The 17,526-nt window shown below is 29.3% G+C and carries 13 protein-coding genes; 11 read left to right on the top strand and 2 right to left on the bottom strand.

Annotated features, from left to right (window positions below):
- Nucleotides 1–166 precede the first annotated feature (166 nt).
- Entirely contained in the window at nt 167–1,045 is an 879-nt protein-coding gene (locus tag ARA56_RS04775; protein ID WP_055264515.1) for a LysR family transcriptional regulator, read from the bottom strand.
- Nucleotides 1,046–1,229: 184 nt separating this feature from the next.
- Between ARA56_RS04775 and ARA56_RS04770 the strand changes: the two genes are divergently transcribed.
- The 4 genes from ARA56_RS04770 to ARA56_RS04755 are packed head-to-tail and all read left to right on the top strand — an operon-like array spanning nt 1,230 to nt 5,985.
- The gene (locus ARA56_RS04770; protein WP_242855877.1) at nt 1,230–2,687 is read left to right on the top strand and encodes an SLC13 family permease; all 1,458 of its coding nucleotides are present in this window, start codon (nt 1,230–1,232) and stop codon (nt 2,685–2,687) included.
- Nucleotides 2,688–2,733: 46 nt separating this feature from the next.
- A complete protein-coding gene (locus ARA56_RS04765) occupies nt 2,734–3,459 on the top strand; it encodes a hypothetical protein (RefSeq protein WP_055264513.1) in 726 nt (241 codons plus the stop codon).
- Nucleotide 3,460: 1 nt separating this feature from the next.
- The gene (apgM, locus tag ARA56_RS04760) at nt 3,461–4,705 is read left to right on the top strand and encodes a 2,3-bisphosphoglycerate-independent phosphoglycerate mutase (RefSeq protein ID WP_055264511.1); all 1,245 of its coding nucleotides are present in this window, start codon (nt 3,461–3,463) and stop codon (nt 4,703–4,705) included.
- 23 nt (nt 4,706–4,728) lie between these two features.
- Nucleotides 4,729–5,985, top strand: a complete 1,257-nt coding sequence (locus ARA56_RS04755) for an MBL fold metallo-hydrolase (protein ID WP_055264509.1) — start codon at nt 4,729–4,731, stop codon at nt 5,983–5,985.
- 101 nt (nt 5,986–6,086) lie between these two features.
- Here the strand turns inward: ARA56_RS04755 and ARA56_RS04750 are convergent, their stop codons facing one another.
- Nucleotides 6,087–7,019: an ArsR/SmtB family transcription factor gene (locus tag ARA56_RS04750; RefSeq protein WP_055264507.1), complete on the bottom strand. Its 933-nt coding sequence runs from the start codon at nt 7,017–7,019 to the stop codon at nt 6,087–6,089.
- Between the two features lie 189 nt (nt 7,020–7,208).
- Here ARA56_RS04750 and ARA56_RS04745 point away from each other — a divergent pair, with 189 nt between their 5' ends.
- The 7 genes from ARA56_RS04745 (at nt 7,209) to ARA56_RS04715 (ending at nt 17,513) form a co-directional block, all read left to right on the top strand.
- Nucleotides 7,209–9,023, top strand: a complete 1,815-nt coding sequence (locus tag ARA56_RS04745) for a glycoside hydrolase family 2 (RefSeq protein ID WP_070205652.1) — start codon at nt 7,209–7,211, stop codon at nt 9,021–9,023.
- A 37-nt stretch (nt 9,024–9,060) separates the two neighbouring features.
- Nucleotides 9,061–10,101: an aldose epimerase family protein gene (locus ARA56_RS04740; RefSeq protein WP_055264503.1), complete on the top strand. Its 1,041-nt coding sequence runs from the start codon at nt 9,061–9,063 to the stop codon at nt 10,099–10,101.
- A 215-nt stretch (nt 10,102–10,316) separates the two neighbouring features.
- Complete coding sequence (locus ARA56_RS04735; protein WP_055264501.1) at nt 10,317–10,961, top strand: pentapeptide repeat-containing protein; 645 nt, start codon at nt 10,317–10,319, stop codon at nt 10,959–10,961.
- 150 nt (nt 10,962–11,111) lie between these two features.
- Nucleotides 11,112–12,878, top strand: a complete 1,767-nt coding sequence (recQ, locus tag ARA56_RS04730) for a DNA helicase RecQ (RefSeq protein ID WP_055264499.1) — start codon at nt 11,112–11,114, stop codon at nt 12,876–12,878.
- Nucleotides 12,879–13,040: 162 nt separating this feature from the next.
- Nucleotides 13,041–14,963 (top strand): PrkA family serine protein kinase, encoded by a 1,923-nt coding sequence (locus tag ARA56_RS04725; protein ID WP_055264497.1) that lies wholly within the window; start codon nt 13,041–13,043, stop codon nt 14,961–14,963.
- A 5-nt stretch (nt 14,964–14,968) separates the two neighbouring features.
- Nucleotides 14,969–16,153, top strand: a complete 1,185-nt coding sequence (yhbH, locus tag ARA56_RS04720; protein WP_055264550.1) for a sporulation protein YhbH — start codon at nt 14,969–14,971, stop codon at nt 16,151–16,153.
- Nucleotides 16,143–17,513 (top strand): SpoVR family protein, encoded by a 1,371-nt coding sequence (locus tag ARA56_RS04715; RefSeq protein ID WP_055264495.1) that lies wholly within the window; start codon nt 16,143–16,145, stop codon nt 17,511–17,513. Before yhbH ends, ARA56_RS04715 begins: the two co-directional genes overlap by 11 nt.
- Nucleotides 17,514–17,526: the final 13 nt, after the last annotated feature.

The following is a 17,526-nucleotide window of genomic DNA, read 5'->3' as shown; positions in this document are numbered from 1 at the left end:
TAAGTATATTAATTTAAGAAATTTGGCTGCTGATAGTATTTATGAGTAAATTTAATTAATCTTATATTTAAAGTTTCATGATGTGATTTCAGAAAATGATAGTATAGTAAGCTATAAAATTCAATAATAAAAAGAGTATTGATGGAATGTCAATACTCTTTTGTTTTTATAGCGACTGTATGAAATTTCTCTCCATTGAAGTGAAACGCTTATTTTTTTTGTAAGCAATAAACAATTTTCTAGTAAAGGTTAAATCTTTTATAGGGACTTCCACTAATAATTTATGATTGAGTTCAGTAATAATTGCCTCTTTAGGAATTATAGAAATACCATGACCACTTAGGATAGACTGTTTTATCCCTTCAATATTATACAAATTATTGATATTAGTAAGAACTATACCTTTTGAATAAAGTTGCTTTTCTATAAAGTTTCTAACAGCAGAATTAGGCTGGGATACTAAAAAAGTTTCATTCTTTAACTCATCTAAATTAATGTATTGTCTTTTAGCCCAAGGATGATTATATGGTACTGCAAGTATAAGTTCATCATCTCTAAAAAATTCCGTTTCTATATCGGGATAATCATTAAGTAAATTAGATTCAGATATAAAAGCAAATGAGAATTTATTAAATTGAAGCATTTTTAAAATATTAGGTATAAAATCAATTGTAAAAGAAAGTGATGCTTCAGCATTAGCTTCTTTAAATCTACTTATTTTAGGTGTTATTATATGTACTCCAATAAAATTAGTTGCCCCAAAGGAAATCACAGGGGAAAGAGAACTGTTGATTTCTATAATTTCTCTATTCATTTCAGCAATTTCATCTAAAATTCTTTGTGCATATTTATAGACTATTTGTCCATTTGAATTTAATGTTATCTTTTTACCATCACGATCAAAGAGTGAGAAACCGATTTCTTTTTCGAGAGATTTAATCTGTTTTGAGATGGCAGGCTGACTACAGAATAATTCTTCAGATGCTTTAGAGAAACTGTCATATTCTACTACCTTACAGAAACTTTTTAGTTTTTCTATGTTCATAAATATATCTCCTAAATTCATTAATAATTATTTATTATAACAAAAAGTTATAAGGTGAGTAAATAATGGAATTAGACTAGAATACGATTTCTTAATATAATTTTAAAGGAATAATATTAAATTTTACATTTAAATTTAAATTAATTCCATAACTAAAAAGTTATATAAAATTTGGGAGGATATTATGAAGACTACATCTGTATCGAAATCATCTAGTACAAAACGTGACTGGATGAAAATTTTAGGGATTCCAGTGGCGTTACTTGTTTTTGGTTTAATAATAACAATGAAGACGCCTATTGGAATGACTTTCCAAGGGAAGACTGCTTTAGCAACATTCCTTATGGCACTAGTACTTTGGGTTTCACAAGCAATTCCTACATATGCTTCAGCTTTATTAGTTGTTGTTATATTAGCACTTACTGGTGGCTGGGATCAAAGTTCAATATTTAGTGTTTTAGGTTATGACGTTATTTGGTTAATGTTATCGGCATTTGTTATCACTTCAGGGATGGAAAAGTCAGGATTTGCAAAGCGTTTAGCATTATTCGTAGTTTCTAAATTTGGTAAAACTGCAAAAGGTGCACTTTTATCATTAATATTTGTTAATTTCTTATTAGCATTTGTAATTCCATCAACTACAGCTCGTGCTGCATTATTATTACCAATCACTATGATGATTTGTAAAATATACAATGCTGTACCAGGTGAAAGTAATTTTGGACGTCAAATGATGCTTCAAGAAATACATGTTAACAATATAGCTACTTCTGGTATATTAACTGCAACAGCAGCTCAAATAATGGCGGCTGGATACATAAAGGATTTAGCAGGAATAGAAGTAACATGGGGTAAATGGTTTATAGCAGGTATGCCTATAGCTATTTTAACTATGATTGCTTCATTCGTAATAGCTCAAGTTTTATTCCCATTAGAAATAAAAAAACCATCTTTAAGTACAGAAAGCGGACAAGAAAAATCTCTTGCTGAGCAATATAAAGATCTAGGTAAAATGTCTAAGAATGAAATAAAAGCACTTATTATATTCGCTATTACAGTATTCTTATGGTGTACTGATGGATACCATGCAAACATATTTGGAGTTCAAATAAGCTTAGCAATGGTAGCTGTTGTTTCAGCAGTATTATTCTACTTACCATATATAGGATTCCTTAACTGGAAAGAGACTAAGATTCCATGGGAATTAATGATATTTTCTTGTGGAGCTTACGCTGGTGGACTAGCATTAGATAAATCAGGTGTTGCGGCATTCTTATTAAATAAGGTATTTGGTACTCTTGATTTATCAGGAATGAATCCATTTATTTTATTCATGATAGTTATGTTTGTAGCAAGTTTCAGCCATATGGTATTTACAAGTAAAACAGTTAGAACAGTTATATTAATTCCAACTACTATTACTTTAGCAACTGCGGCTGGTGTTAATCCATTATTATTTGCACTTCCTGCATCATTAACTATTTGTGATAGTATAACTCTTCCACCACACTGCAAACCAAACTTAATATTCTATAGTACAAACTACTTTACTATCAGTAATCAATTAGTATATGGATTATTAGTTTTAACAGCTAAGTGGTTAATTATGGAGTATGTTACTTCACATGGTTCCGTATTATAGGTCTTGTTTAATAAAAAAACAAAGAAATGAGATAAGGAGAACATTTATGAATAAATATATTAGCAAATTCATGGTAACGCTTGCTGTAGCTGTAGCAGCTATATCATATCCAGTTGTTGCGGAAGCTTCAGTTGAAACTTTCACTATTAGTAAATATAGCGAGTCATTTGTACCAGCAGAAAATAGTGATGCTATTTTAAATATAGAAATGACTGCTAAAACTTCTGATGAAGGTATAGTGTATATTCCAGTAAGTGTAGAAGATTCAGAACTAATAAATGCTTCTATAGATGGACAAGCAGTTGATGGAGAACTTACTAAAGTAGGTAGTGTTTCATACTTTACATTAAACTCAGAAATGCCAGAAACAGAAGTAAATGTTATAGCTGAAGTTAGCTGTAAGGATTTTTATGCAGTTGAGAATGATGATCCAGAAACTGGTATACCAACAGCTTTAATGGAATACAAGTTTACTAACAAGAGCTCAAATAAAATAGAATCTTATAATTTAACTATAGCCCTTCCTAATGGAATGGAGCCAATAAGTGTTATGACTCCAAGTAATGTAACAAAGTATACATTAAGTGAGAATGAAGCAGGACAAAGAACACTTTCTTTAAATGGCGGAGTTGCAGTAGCTGGAAGCTCAACTTTTAAGTTTACTTTTGGGAAACCATTTACAAATAGCACAGTAGCAGTAGTTGCTATATGGGTAGTTGTAATAGGAATTTCAGCATTCGTAATAAAGGAAAGATTAAAGGAGGCGAAGTAAAATGGGGAAGGCTAAAGGAATTTATCTTATAGCTGACGGTTTAGGAGATCGCCCTATAGCAGAATTAAATGGATTAACACCATTAGAGTATGCTAATACGCCAACTATGGATTTATTATGTAAAGAAGGTATGACAGGACTGGTACATCCATACCGTCCAGGGTGCCGTGTAGGAACAGACTGGGGGCACATATGTCTTTTTGGATATAATCCAGATGAACATTATACTGGCCGTGGAGCTGTTGAAGCTTATAGTGCTGGATTAGAAATGAAAAAAGGTGATGTTGCTTTCCGTGGAAATTTAGGAACTGTAGATGATGATTTAGTAGTTATAGACAGAAGAGCAGGACGTATTAAAGATAAAGAAGATATAAAAGCATTAATAGAAGCTGTTGATGGATATGAAGTTGATGGATGTACGTTTAAGATTCTTTCACTTACAGAACATAGAGTAGCTGTAGTTATGAGTGGAGAAGACTTAGATTGGCATATAGTTGATACTGATCCAGGAACAGCTTGTGAAGGAAGCAAGATGATATGTCCTATACAAGAAAATAACTATCAAAAGAGTGCAGAAGCGCTTTGGAAGTTCCAACTACACGTAAAAGAGGTTTGGGATAAACATCCTGTAAATATAGAAAGAGAAAAGAAGGGCTTACACAAAGCAAACTTTATAATAACAAGAGGAGCAGCTGCTGCAATGGTACTGCCTCCGATTGAAAGTATATTCCCTAAAGTAAAGGTTAGTGTAATTGCTGGAGATGAAACTATAACTGGTATAGGAAAGATGTGTAACTTCGACTATGCAACAGATGAAAGCTTTACTGGAGGATTTGATACAAATTACTTAGGAAAAGCACAGAAGGTTCTTGATGAACTTGAAAATCATGATTTAGTTATAGTTCATATTAAGGGAACAGACCTTTGCGGACATGATAATGAACCATTAAAGAAAGCTAAAATAGTTGAACAGATAGATGCTATGTTTACTTATTGGTTAACTAAAATAGATAAGGATAATACTTATTTAGCTTTAGCAGCAGACCATTCAACACCATGTCATGTTAGAGATCACAGTGCAGATCCAGTACCTGCATTTTTATGGGGACCTAATGTTAGGGTTGATGAATGTACTTCATGTGGTGAAAGAGCAATAGCAAAAGGTATCATAAATGGATATACTGGTGCACAATTTATGAGTACAATAATGGATTACTTAGGGCATACAAAGAAATATGGAGCTTAAGTTGAGAAAAGCGGGAGGAAACGATGATTAAATTATATTCATTAGGCGGTAGTGGTGAAAATGGACGTAACTGCTATGCTATTGAATGGTCAGAAGGTGTCATTTTATTAGACTGTGGTGTAAAAAGAGAGATTAATGAAAATGGTGTAGGTGATTATCCTGTTTTAACAAAGGAATTAGTATCTAAACTAAGATTTGTATTATTATCTCATGCACATGAAGATCATAGTGCTTCACTGCCTTTAATATATAGTATGGGATATAGAGGTAAAGTATATGCTTCGAGCCCAACAGCAAATTCAACACCAAACTTTATGAATAAGTGGAAAAACTTTGTTAAAGAAAATAATGGAGTAATTCCATTTAGTGAAGAAGATATAACAAAGGTTGAATTTGAAACACTTAATATAGGATTAAATAATATTGACGGCGTAGAGATAACAGTTGGACGTAGTGGGCACGTTGTAGGTGGGATATGGTTTATAGTAAATGTCGAAGGAAAGAAGATATTCTATTCTGGAGACATAGTATCAGAACCTATGCTTCTACATAATGATAAACCACATGAAGTTGATGCAGCAATTCTTAATTGTGCCTATGCAGGAAAGATACTTAAGCAATCTCAGCAGTATGAAATATTATTAAATTCAGTTAAAGAAACTTTATCAATAGGGGGAAAGGCTGTGTTACCATTACCTCCAAATGGACGTGGATGTGATATATATAAATTCCTTTGTGAAAATATAAAAGACATGCCATTATATGTTGATAAAGAAATAATAGATAATTATAAAAAATTATCAGATATGACAGATTGGGTTAAGAATATAGAGGGAAGCTTAGACTCTGGAAATGTTGTATGTATTGATACAATGGAAGATAGAGAAGAAGTATGTTTAAAAGATGAGCCATCTGTAATATTAACTCAAGACGGAATGCTTACAGCAGTTCAGGGAAAATACTATTTTGAACATCTTAAAGAAGACAGTAGAAATAAAGTTATAATTACAGGACATGCAGCAAAGGGAACTATAGGTGCTGAAATATTTAATGATGAATATTGTAAAAACAATTTAGTAAAATTACAAAAAGGCCATGTAATTTTTAAAGTTCACTTTGATGATGTAGATGTAGTTGAGTTTAATGAATATCTAAAAGCTAAAACAATAATCCTTTTCCATTCAAATAAAGATAAAACAGTTAATGTTATATCAAATTTAGCTAATACTGGAGTTAGTGCGATGTGTCTTTCTACTGGTGAAAGTTATAATTTAAACTAACTTGAGAAAATATACTATAGAATTATTTTATTATTACTACACCCTAGTAAGAGTTTACTAGGGTGTATATTTTTGAAAATATTATGTAAAAAACAATAAGGTTACTTGTTATAATGACATTTAACTTTAATATTTTGATCAAAATTACCAAAGTTTTTTCCAAAGATATTTATACCACCCGGATTATGGGTATCAGCAGGGCATTCTATTTTAAATAATAGGGCATCATTATCTTCTTTTAAAAATTCACTTAAAGGTGTTGAAGAAAGTTTAATACCATCTAGATATACTCCAGTATTATTTATTTTAATTGTTTTTAGTAAACCATATTCACTTCCAAGATTCCACCAATTAGGTGTAAACACACCTTTTCTATCACCAAAATCACCAGGACTTATCCATTTTCCTAAAGGAATGTTATTTAAGTAAAAATAAATATCTGACTTAAAAGAGTTGTTATATCCAGGGAATTCAGAACAAATCTCTAGAGAAATTTCCATCTCAACTAAGTTGTTGAAATTAATATCATAAGTAGGTATAGGATATTCTAAATATCCAGATGTAAACCATATTAAAGATAAGTCAATTCTATTAGGTGCAGCAAAATATCTAGGATCATCTAAAACTCCAAATAATTTATCTTTTAATGATAAGCCACAAGGTGGAGATATTTTGAAAGAAGAATAAGCTCCAATAGGAATATCTATTTCAATAAAGTTTTTATTAATCTCTTCATAATTATTATTTAATATAATTTGGACTTCATTAGTTTTTATTTTACATAATTTAAGTAATCCTCTTACTCCAGGTTGAGAGTATGACTCTATAATATCAACTTCTTCTAATATGTTTATATGTTTTGTAACTACAGCAGATGAAATATTAAGAGCAGAGCTTAATTCTTTAATTGACATTTCTTTATTTTGAAGTAAAGATATAATTTTTAACCTTGTATCACTAGCAAGTGCTTGGAAAAAAGGTAAGTTTTTATTTAAAGCTTTAATGTATTTTTTTTCAACATAGCGATTATCCATGCAAACAGTCCTCCATTTCATATAGTTATTATAGCATAAAGATTTATCTGTATTATTAAATAAAGCAGCATTAGAAAACGTTGACAAAAGATAGTAAATTAAATATATTTATATTATAAAAAGTAACTAAAAAGTTAATAGAATAACTAAAAGATTAATTAAATATGTGTAAGAATTCATAGTTGATTAATGTTTAAGCTAATCTTATTGGGATGGGAGAGGATTATTATTTTAGATAAGTTGCATTATCCAAGACCTCAATTTGTAAGAGAAAATTGGATTGATTTAAATGGAGAATGGAAATTTGCATTTGATGATGAAAACGTAGGTGAATTAAATGAACGTTTCATGGATGATAGCTTTTATAGTATGAAAATTAAAGTACCATATAGTTATCATACTAAGAATTCAGGAATTGAATTAAATGAAGATCATCAAATTGTATGGTATAAAAAAGAGTTAAAAATAGATATAAAAGCAAATAAGAGATATATATTAAATTTTGGAGCAGTAGATTATAAATGCGATATATGGATAAATAGAAATCATATGGCCACACATGTAGGAGGACATACTCCCTTTAGTTTGGATATTACAAGATATATTAAAGAAAATAACTCAGTAATTATAAGAGTTGAAGATAGAAATGAGTGCACTCAACCTATAGGTAAACAATCATGGAAAAAAGAAAATTTCTTATGTTGGTATACAAGAACAGTAGGTATATGGCAGCCAGTATGGATTGAAGAAGTAGGAGATACATATTTAACTGATGTTAAAATGACTCCACAGATAGATAATGCATCATTAGATTTAGATATAAGAATAAATCAAGATGATAAAACTGTAGATCTTTTTGGAGAAGTTTATTTTAAAGGAGAGTTTATAACTAGATTTGCGACTGCATTTAAATCCAAGAGAGCAAGATTAACTATAGATGTAAGTTCTGAAGATCCAGATTTTAGATTGAACTTCTGGACCCCAAATACGCCAAATCTTTATGATATAAAATTTAAATTATGTAGAAAAGAAGAAACACTGGATAAGATAGATAGTTATTTTGGTATGAGAAAAGTTGAATCTATAGGAAGAAAGATATACTTAAATAATCAAGAATTTTACCAAAAACTAATATTAGATCAAGGGTATTTTAAAGATGGTGGATTAACTGCTACACCAGAAGAATTAAAGGATGATGTATTAAAGATTAAAGAAATGGGCTTTAATGGAGCTAGAAAGCACCAGAAGATAGAAGATAATAGATATATGTACCTATGTGATACATTAGGTCTTGTTATGTGGGCAGAAATGCCAAGTACATTTGAATATAGTAATATAACAAATGAAAATGTGACAAAGGAATTATATTCTTTTATAGACAAGCATTATAATAATCCTTCAGTTATAGTCTATACACTTTTAAATGAATCATGGGGAATAAACGAAGTATATAGTGATAGAAAACAACAAAACTTTGTAAATGCCTTATTTTACTTAACAAAATCTTTAGATAATAGTAGATTAGTAGTTGGTAATGATGGATGGGAACATACTATATCAGATATATTAACTATTCATGATTATAATTCAGATAAGGACACTATGGCCGAAAGTTACAAAAATATAGAGAAAGCAGCAAATGGTTCACCATCTAAGACTAGTACAAGAAAATGTTATAGTGAGGGCTATAAGTATAATAATGGGCCAATAATTATAAGTGAATATGGTGGGATTGCATACGATATTGATGAAAGTAATTCAGATAAATCGTGGGGATATGGAGAAAGATTACAAGATCAGAATTCTGTAATAAATAAGATAAATGAGCTAACTCAAGTTGTTATGGATATAGAAGACGTATGTGGGTTCTGTTATACACAACTTACTGATGTAGAACAAGAAGTAAATGGATTATTAGATCATAATCATAAATATAAGTTTGAACCTGATAAAATTAGAGAAATATTAGAGTATAAACACAACTTAGGATTTATTTTTAAGTAGAAATATTAGAAACAACATAATTTAGTGGGGGATAGTAATGAGAATAACAAAAAGAGAGTTTGGAATAACTAAAGAAGGTATCGCAGTACATGAGTTTAAGATTGAAAATCAAATAGGAGAGTATATTACAATATTAGATTATGGATGTACATTAACATCAATAAATGTATTAGACAAAAATGAAAATTTAGTAGATGTATGCCTAGGATATAAAACTTTAGAAGAATATGAAAATAATATATCGTATTTAGGAGCTATTATAGGAAGACATGCAAATAGAATAAAAGAAGGTAAATTTATTTTAAATGACACTAAATATGAATTAGCTATTAATAATGGACCTAATCATCTTCATGGAGGAAAAAAGGGATTTGATAGATATGTTTGGGATCATATTATTAATGGAAATAGTATAACTTTTTTTAGAGTTTCAAAGCATTTAGAAGAGGGGTATCCAGGGAATCTTAGTATAGAAGTGAAATATGAATTTAATGATGAAGGTGAACTAATAATAAGCTATTATGCAACTACTGATAGAGAGACTATAGTTAACTTAACAAATCATTGTTATTTTAATTTAAATGGTGAAAATAAAGGTAATATATTAGGACATAAGTTAAAATTAAATGCAAGTAAGTATACTGAAAATGATGAGCATTGCTTACCAACAGGAAATATATTAAATGTAGAAGAATCTCCATTTGATTTTAGAGAAGGTAAAAAAATAGGAAGAGATATAAACGATGAAGACATTCAATTAAAGAATGGATTAGGATATGACCATAACTTTATATTAGACTCCGAAGAAAATATGAAGTATGTGGGAGAGCTTGAAGGAGATGAGAGTGGTATAGAAATGAAAATATATACTACATGTCCTGGAGTTCAGTTTTATAGTGGAAATGTATTAGATGGAGAGAACGGAAAGAGTAATACTGTTTATAATAAGAGAGCTGGATTATGTCTTGAAACTCAATATTTCCCAAACTCACTAGAGTGTTCAAATTTCCCATCAGTAATATTAAAAGAAGGAGAAAGTTTTAAAGAAAAGACTATATATAAATTTTCGACTAAATAAATCTAAAAAACTTACTAGATAAAAAAGTTAATACTAAAATTTAAAAAATATAAACTACCTCTTAAATAATTTTAAAATGTTTAATGGGTAGTTTATTTATTTAGAAGTATAAAAATAGTTATAATTTATATAATAAATATATTTTTAAAGAAAATTATAGATATTTGTTGTATTATTAATTTAATAAATATTTTGGTATTAAAGAGGAGAGTATTATGGCTAAGTTAATAAAAGTTCAAAAGCCTAAGTTTATAGATGATTTTGAAGAAATTGAAGATATATACGATGAAGTGATTTATGAAGAAAAGATTCAAAATAAAATTATTGAAGATAGAGATATAAGAGAAAAAAATGATGTTGGAATTACTATTGATTCGTGTATATTTAGAAATGTAGCATTTGAAGATTGCGATTTTACTAGAATAGATTTATTAGATTCGAGATTTGAAAATTGTGATTTATCTAATGTATCTTTTTCTGGTGGAGGTTTACATAGAGTTGAATTTGTAAACTGCAAGCTTATGGGTGCTAATTTTTCAGAGTGTTCTATTAAAGATGCAACTTTCCAAAATGTAATGGGAGGTTATGCAACATTCTCTTTTAGTAAAATAAAGAATGTAAACTTTATTGAATCTAATTTAAAAGAAGCAGTATTTCAAGAAGTAAAACTAGATAAAGTAGTTTTTGAAGAATGTGATTTAACTAATGGATATTTTAATAAAACATTCTTAGGAAAACAAGATTTTACAAGTTGTGATATTGAAGGAATAGATGTCGATATAGAAAATATATATGGAGCTACAGTAACAGCAATGCAAGGATTAGACTTAACAAGATTAATGGGACTTAAAATCAAGTAATAAATATCATTTCAACTATAATAATTTATTACTTAATTTGAGGTGATTCTATACTAAAGGAAAAAAATCTGTTGAACAGATTTTAAAATATAAAGTAAGAAACTATTAACTATAAACTTTTAACTCTTAACTAAAGAAAGGGGTGATGATATGAATGTTGTATTTGAGGCTTTAAAAAGGTATTACGGTTATAGTTCTTTTAGGGAAGGGCAGTATGAGATAATTACTAATATTTTAAAGGGTAGAGATAGTTTTGGAGTTTTACCTACTGGTGGAGGAAAATCAATATGCTATCAGATACCAGCAGTTATATTTAAGGGTATGACAATAGTTATTTCACCTCTTATTGCACTTATGAAAGACCAAGTTGATAGTTTAGATTATAATGGAATACCGGCACAGTACATAAATAGTAGTCAAAGTTTAGAAGAGATAGATAACATAATTTTAAAGTGTAAAAGTGGAGAGGTAAAATTATTATATATAGCACCAGAGCGATTAGAAAATGATTTTTTTAAAAAGCAATTAAGAAGATTGAAGATAAGTCAAATAGCTATAGATGAAGCACATTGTGTATCTTTATGGGGGCATGATTTTAGAAAGAGCTATAGGGAAATAGCGCCATTTATAAATAGTTTACCTAATAGACCGGTAATAACGGCTTTTACAGCAACTGCAACAGAAGTAGTTAGAGAAGATATAATAAAGCTTTTAGATTTAAGAAATCCATATAAATATCTTGGTAGTTTTGATAGAGATAATCTTATTATAAGTGTACATATTGAAGAGGATAAATTAGAGTTTGTAAAAGATATTATACGAGAAAATGAAGATAATGCAGGGATAATTTATTGTGCTACAAGAAAAGAGGTAGATAATCTTTATTATTATCTTAAAGATTTAGGATATGAGGTAGGTAAATATCATGGAGGATTAAAAGATAATGAAAAGGTATATTATCAAGAGGAATTTCTTAAAGAAAATATAAATGTAATGATAGCTACTAATGCTTTTGGAATGGGAATAGATAAACCTAATGTAAGATATATCGTGCATTTTACTATTCCTAAAAATATAGAAAGTTATTATCAAGAAATAGGAAGAGCAGGAAGAGATGGTGATATTTCTAAATGTTATTTATTATTTAATAGAAGTGATATAAGAACTTTAGAATATTTAATTTATACTACAGCGTCTCTTAATAGAAAGGAAGTTGAGATATCGAAACTTCAAAGAATGATAGACCTTTGTGAAAGTAAAGAATGCTATAGGTCTTTTGTACTGAATTATTTTGGTGAGAAAAATGTAAGAGGTTATTGTAATAGCTGTAGCAATTGTTTAAATAATGAGGAGCTTAGAGATTATACAATAGAAGCTCAAAAGATACTTTCTTGTGTTTATAGAAGTAGGGAGAAGTATGGTATTTCTGTCTTAGTAGATGTATTAAGAGGAATGAGTGGGCCTAAAATAGCTAGTGATGGATTAAATAAATTAACTACTTATGGAATAATGAAAGATTATAGCAGTAAATTTATAAGAGATTTGATAAAAACTCTTTTAGAACTTGGCTATGTTGACTTAAAAGAAGGAACATATTCTATGCTAAAGCTTAACGATAAATCTTATAAGGTATTAAAATCAGGATTAAAGGTAATATGCAAACTAAGTGATGATTTAGAGGTTAAGATTTTAAACAAAGAATTATTTGATAGTCTTAGACTATGGAGAAAAGATAGAGCTATGAAAGAAGGAATTAAGCCATATATAATTTTTTCTGATTCAACATTAATAGAAATTACTAACAAACATCCTAAAAATAAAGAAGAGTTATTATCTATAAGAGGTATGGGTGAGAAGAAGTTTGAAAAGTATGGTGAAGAATTGTTAGATTTGATGAGGCACGAAAAGGTGCAATAAAATATTTTAAAAGAATTAAATAATAGATAAAAAAAGGTTAGGAATTGAGAAAATAATTCCTAACCTTTTTTTATTTAAATAATATGTAGTCATTTTAATATAAAAAATAGTCATATATATATTCAAGACAATAATATACTAAATTATAAAGGGGGAGTAGTTATGGATTTTAAGGAATTTATTCGTACAGATAGAGAAAGCAGAAATGGAGATAAGTTTGAAGGCACATTTCTAGATTACTTGGAAATACTAAGAGAAAATCCTGATGTAGCTAAGCTTGCTCATAAGAGAATATATGACACTATTATGAGTAAAGGAGTTGAAACTTTAAAGGGAGAAGAGAACCCTAGAATAAAGAAAATATACGGAAACGAAACCATAAAGAAATATGGATTCTTTAGAGATGAATTTTTTGGTATTGATAATGTAATTATGAAGATAGTAAATTACCTACATTCTGCATCAATGAAAGGTGAAGAATCTAGACAAGTATTATATCTTGTAGGTCCTGTTGGAGCAGGTAAATCTTCATTAGTAGAAGCTTTGAAAAATGCATTAGTTCAATGTGAACCTATATATGCAATCAAAGGTTGTCCAATGCATGAAGAACCTTTACACCTAGTGCCAAATCATTTAAGACCAAAATTTAACGAATTATTAGGTGTTCAAATTGAAGGAGACTTATGTCCAATATGTAAGTATAAATTATTGAATGAATATAATGGTGAATATGAGAATGTTCCAGTAGAAACAACAGGATTTTCTATTCGTTCAAGAAAAGGTATAGGGGTAGTACCACCTGTAGACCCTAATAACCAAGATACTTCAATACTTACTGGAGCTATAGATATCTCTAAGATGGATATTTATCCAGAAGATGACCCTAGAATATTCTCATTAAACGGTGCATTTAACGTTGGTAATAGAGGATTAGTTGAATTTATAGAAGTATTTAAAAATGATGTTGAATATCTTCATACTATAATAACAGCTACTCAAGAAAAATCTATACCATCACCTGGTAAAGGATCAATGATTTATTTTGATGGTCTTATAATAGCTCACTCTAATGAAGCTGAGTGGAATAGGTTTAAATCAGACCATACTAATGAAGCTATTTTAGACAGAATAGTTAAGGTAGAAGTACCTTACTGCTTAGAGCTTGCAGAAGAAGTGAAAATATATGAAAAGATATTAAATAAGAGTAACTTTAAAGCTCATATTGCACCACACACTATTGAAATTGCAGCAATGTTTGCTATACTTTCAAGATTAACTCCATCAGCTAAGGTTGACCCTATAACTAAGTTAAAGATTTATAATGGTGAAGATTTAGTTGAAAAAGGAACAACAAAACGAATTGATATTAGTGAACTTAGAGAAGAAGCTGGTCCTTATGAAGGAATGAAAGGTATCAGTACAAGATTTATAGTTAAAGCTATAGATAATGCTTTATCAAATTCAGAATATGATTGTATAAATCCGTTAAGCATAATGGAAAGCATAATAAAATCTATTAAGGAACTTGATATTGCAGCTGAAGATAAGAAGAGATATCTTGCATTTATTCAAGATACAATAAGAAAAGAATATAATAAGATTCTTGAAAAAGAAATTACTAAGGCATTTATACATTCATTTAGAGAACAAGCTGAAAGTTTATTCAATAATTATATAGATAATGCAGAAGCTTTTGTTAATAAGACAAAAATCAAAGATGCTTCAACTGGAGAGGAATTAAATCCAGATGAAGATTTTATGAGAAGCATAGAAGAGCAAATTGGAGTATCTGAAGCATCAGCTAAGGGCTTTAGAGCAGATGTAACATCATATATGTTCTACTTAGTTAGAAATGGATCAAAGATAGACTATACTTCTTATGAGCCATTAAAAGAAGCTATCGAAAAGAAACTTATGGCATCAGTAAAAGATTTATCAAGAATTATAACTAAGTCAAGAGTTAGAGATACTGAGCAAGCTGAAAAATACAACGCGATGGTAGAAGAAATGCAAAATAATGGATACTGCTTACACTGCTGTGATGTAATCTTAAAATATGCTGCCAATAATTTGTGGAAGGATTGATAGCTATGGCAATCTTTAGAGATAATAGCGATAATCCTATTGAACACGATAGAAGTATAGAAGATAGAAGAAGACACAGACAATTAGTAGAGAAGTCTATAAAAGAAAATATTGGCGACATATTATCAGAGGAAAGTATAGTAGGTGAAACTAAAAATAAGAAGTTTAAAATACCTATTAGAGGAATTAAAGAGTATCAATTTATTTTTGGTAAAAATAGTACTGGAGTAGCATCTGGTACTGGTGAAGAAAAAAGAGGGGATAAAGTCGGCTCAGCAGATGGTAGTGGAAAAAAAGGAAATAAAGGAGCAGGGCAAGGCGAAGGTGATGATATTTATGAAACAGAAATCACTATGGAAGAATTATTAGATTATATAGTAGAAGATTTAGACTTGCCTAATCTAGATAGAAAGAAGTTTTCAGAAGTTTTAACAGAAAGTGCTTCAAGGAAGCGTGGGTATCAAAAGTACGGAATACGACCAAGGTTGGCAAAGAAAAAGACTGTTATGTCTAAGACAGCAAGAAAACAAGGTAAGAAGAGAGCTTTAATGGAAAGTGGTATAGATCAGGAGTTAGAAAGATTCCCATTTAGAGAAGATGATTTAAGGTATTACAAAGTTAAAAAGAAACCTAAAAAGGAAAGTAATGCAGTTTTAATATTTATAATGGACGTATCTGGGTCTATGGATACTACTAAAAAATATCTTGCAAGGTCATTCTTCTTTGTACTTTCTAGATTTATAAAAAGAAAATATAATAATATAGCTTTTGAGTTTATTTCACATACTACTGTGGCTAAGAACGTAAATGAATATGAATTTTTCCATAAAGCTGAATCAGGAGGAACTTATATATCTAGTGGATTAAATTTGGCATTAAAGATAATTGAAGAGAAGTATTCTCCAGAGGTATGGAATATATATCCTATATATGCTAGTGATGGTGATAACTGGTCAGAGGATAATGAAAGAGCAATAAATGCAGTTAAAAATTTATGTGAAATAAGTAATATGTTTGGATATGCTGAACTTTTACCATCAACTTATTCAACTACTATGTATTATCGTTTTAATAAAGAGATACATGAAAAGAACTTTGTATCTGTAATAATTAAGGAAAAGAAAAATCTTTGGGATGCTTTAAAGATAATGCTTAGTAAGGAGCTTAAGGAGGGAAACGATGGAGTATAATTTAAATGATTTACAAGAATGGAATGTAAAAATAGAAGAAAAAGCTAAAAGCTTTGGTTTAGACTATTATCCTCAAGAATTTGAGATAATTGGATATAATGAAATGATTGGATATGAGGCATACGTAGGTATGCCCTCTAAATATCCACATTGGAGCTATGGAAAAGCATACGAAAAAAACAAAACATTATATTCTCTTAATTTAACTGGATTACCATATGAGATGGTTATTAATTCAGACCCATGCTTAGCATATTTGATGAGAGAAAATTCATTATTATTACAAATACTAACAATGGCACACGTATATGGTCATAATGATTTCTTCAAAAATAATAGATTATTTAAAGAAGGAACTAAGGCTTATTATACTTTAGAGATGTTTAAGCTAGATGCTGAAATAATAAGAGGATATGTTAATGATCCTAATATAGGATATGCAAAGGTAGAAAAGATATTAGATGCAGCTCATGCATTAAAGTTTCAAATACCAAGAGTAGTAGGTGTTAAGGAGTTAAGTCAGGAAGAAATAAAAGCTAATCTAATGAATGAGTATAATAGAAAGATTGAAGGTAGATATGTTTTAGACCAAGATGAAGAAATAGAACTTCCTGATTTAAATAAAATACCACTTGAACCTTGTGATGATGTTATAGGATTTATAATTAAATATGGATATCTAGAAGAATGGGAAAAGACTGTATTAAAAATAGTTAAGAGAGAAACTGAATATTTTATGCCACAAATAGAAACTAAGATAATGAATGAGGGATGGGCAAGCTATTGGCACTACACAATTTTAAATTCTTTGGAATTACCAGAAGGACTTCATTTTGAATTCTTAAAAAGACACAATGATGTAATAGCTCCTATACTTGGTGGACTTAACCCTTATTATATGGGATTTAAGATATTCCAAGATATTGAAAAGAGATATGGAAGAGAAAAGCTTTTTGAGGTTAGAAGTCTAGAAAGAGATAATTCATTCTTAAGAAAATATTTAACACAAGATTTATGTAATGAATTGAATTTGTTCCAATATGCTAAAAAGAGCTTTGATTTTGTAATCGAAGAAGTTTCTGATGATGAAGGATGGAAGATTATAAGAGATACATTATCATCTACTTGTGGAGTAGGTGGAATACCATATATCAGAATTGTTGACTTAGACAGAAAAGATGGTACTTTAACATTAGAACATGTATTTGATGGAAGAGAACTAGAACTTTTATATGCTAAAGAGACATTAAAGTATTTATTTGATCTATGGGGAAGAAAAGTACTATTAAAGACAAAAACAAGGGAAGGTAAAAATATAGAAATCTTATGTGATAATGATAGAAAAATTTATATCAATTAATGATAATGGATAA

Source organism: Clostridium disporicum (genome assembly GCF_001405015.1).
Classification (GTDB): Bacteria; Bacillota; Clostridia; order Clostridiales; family Clostridiaceae; genus Clostridium; species Clostridium disporicum_B.
This window is presented reverse-complemented; position numbering and strand designations above follow the sequence as displayed.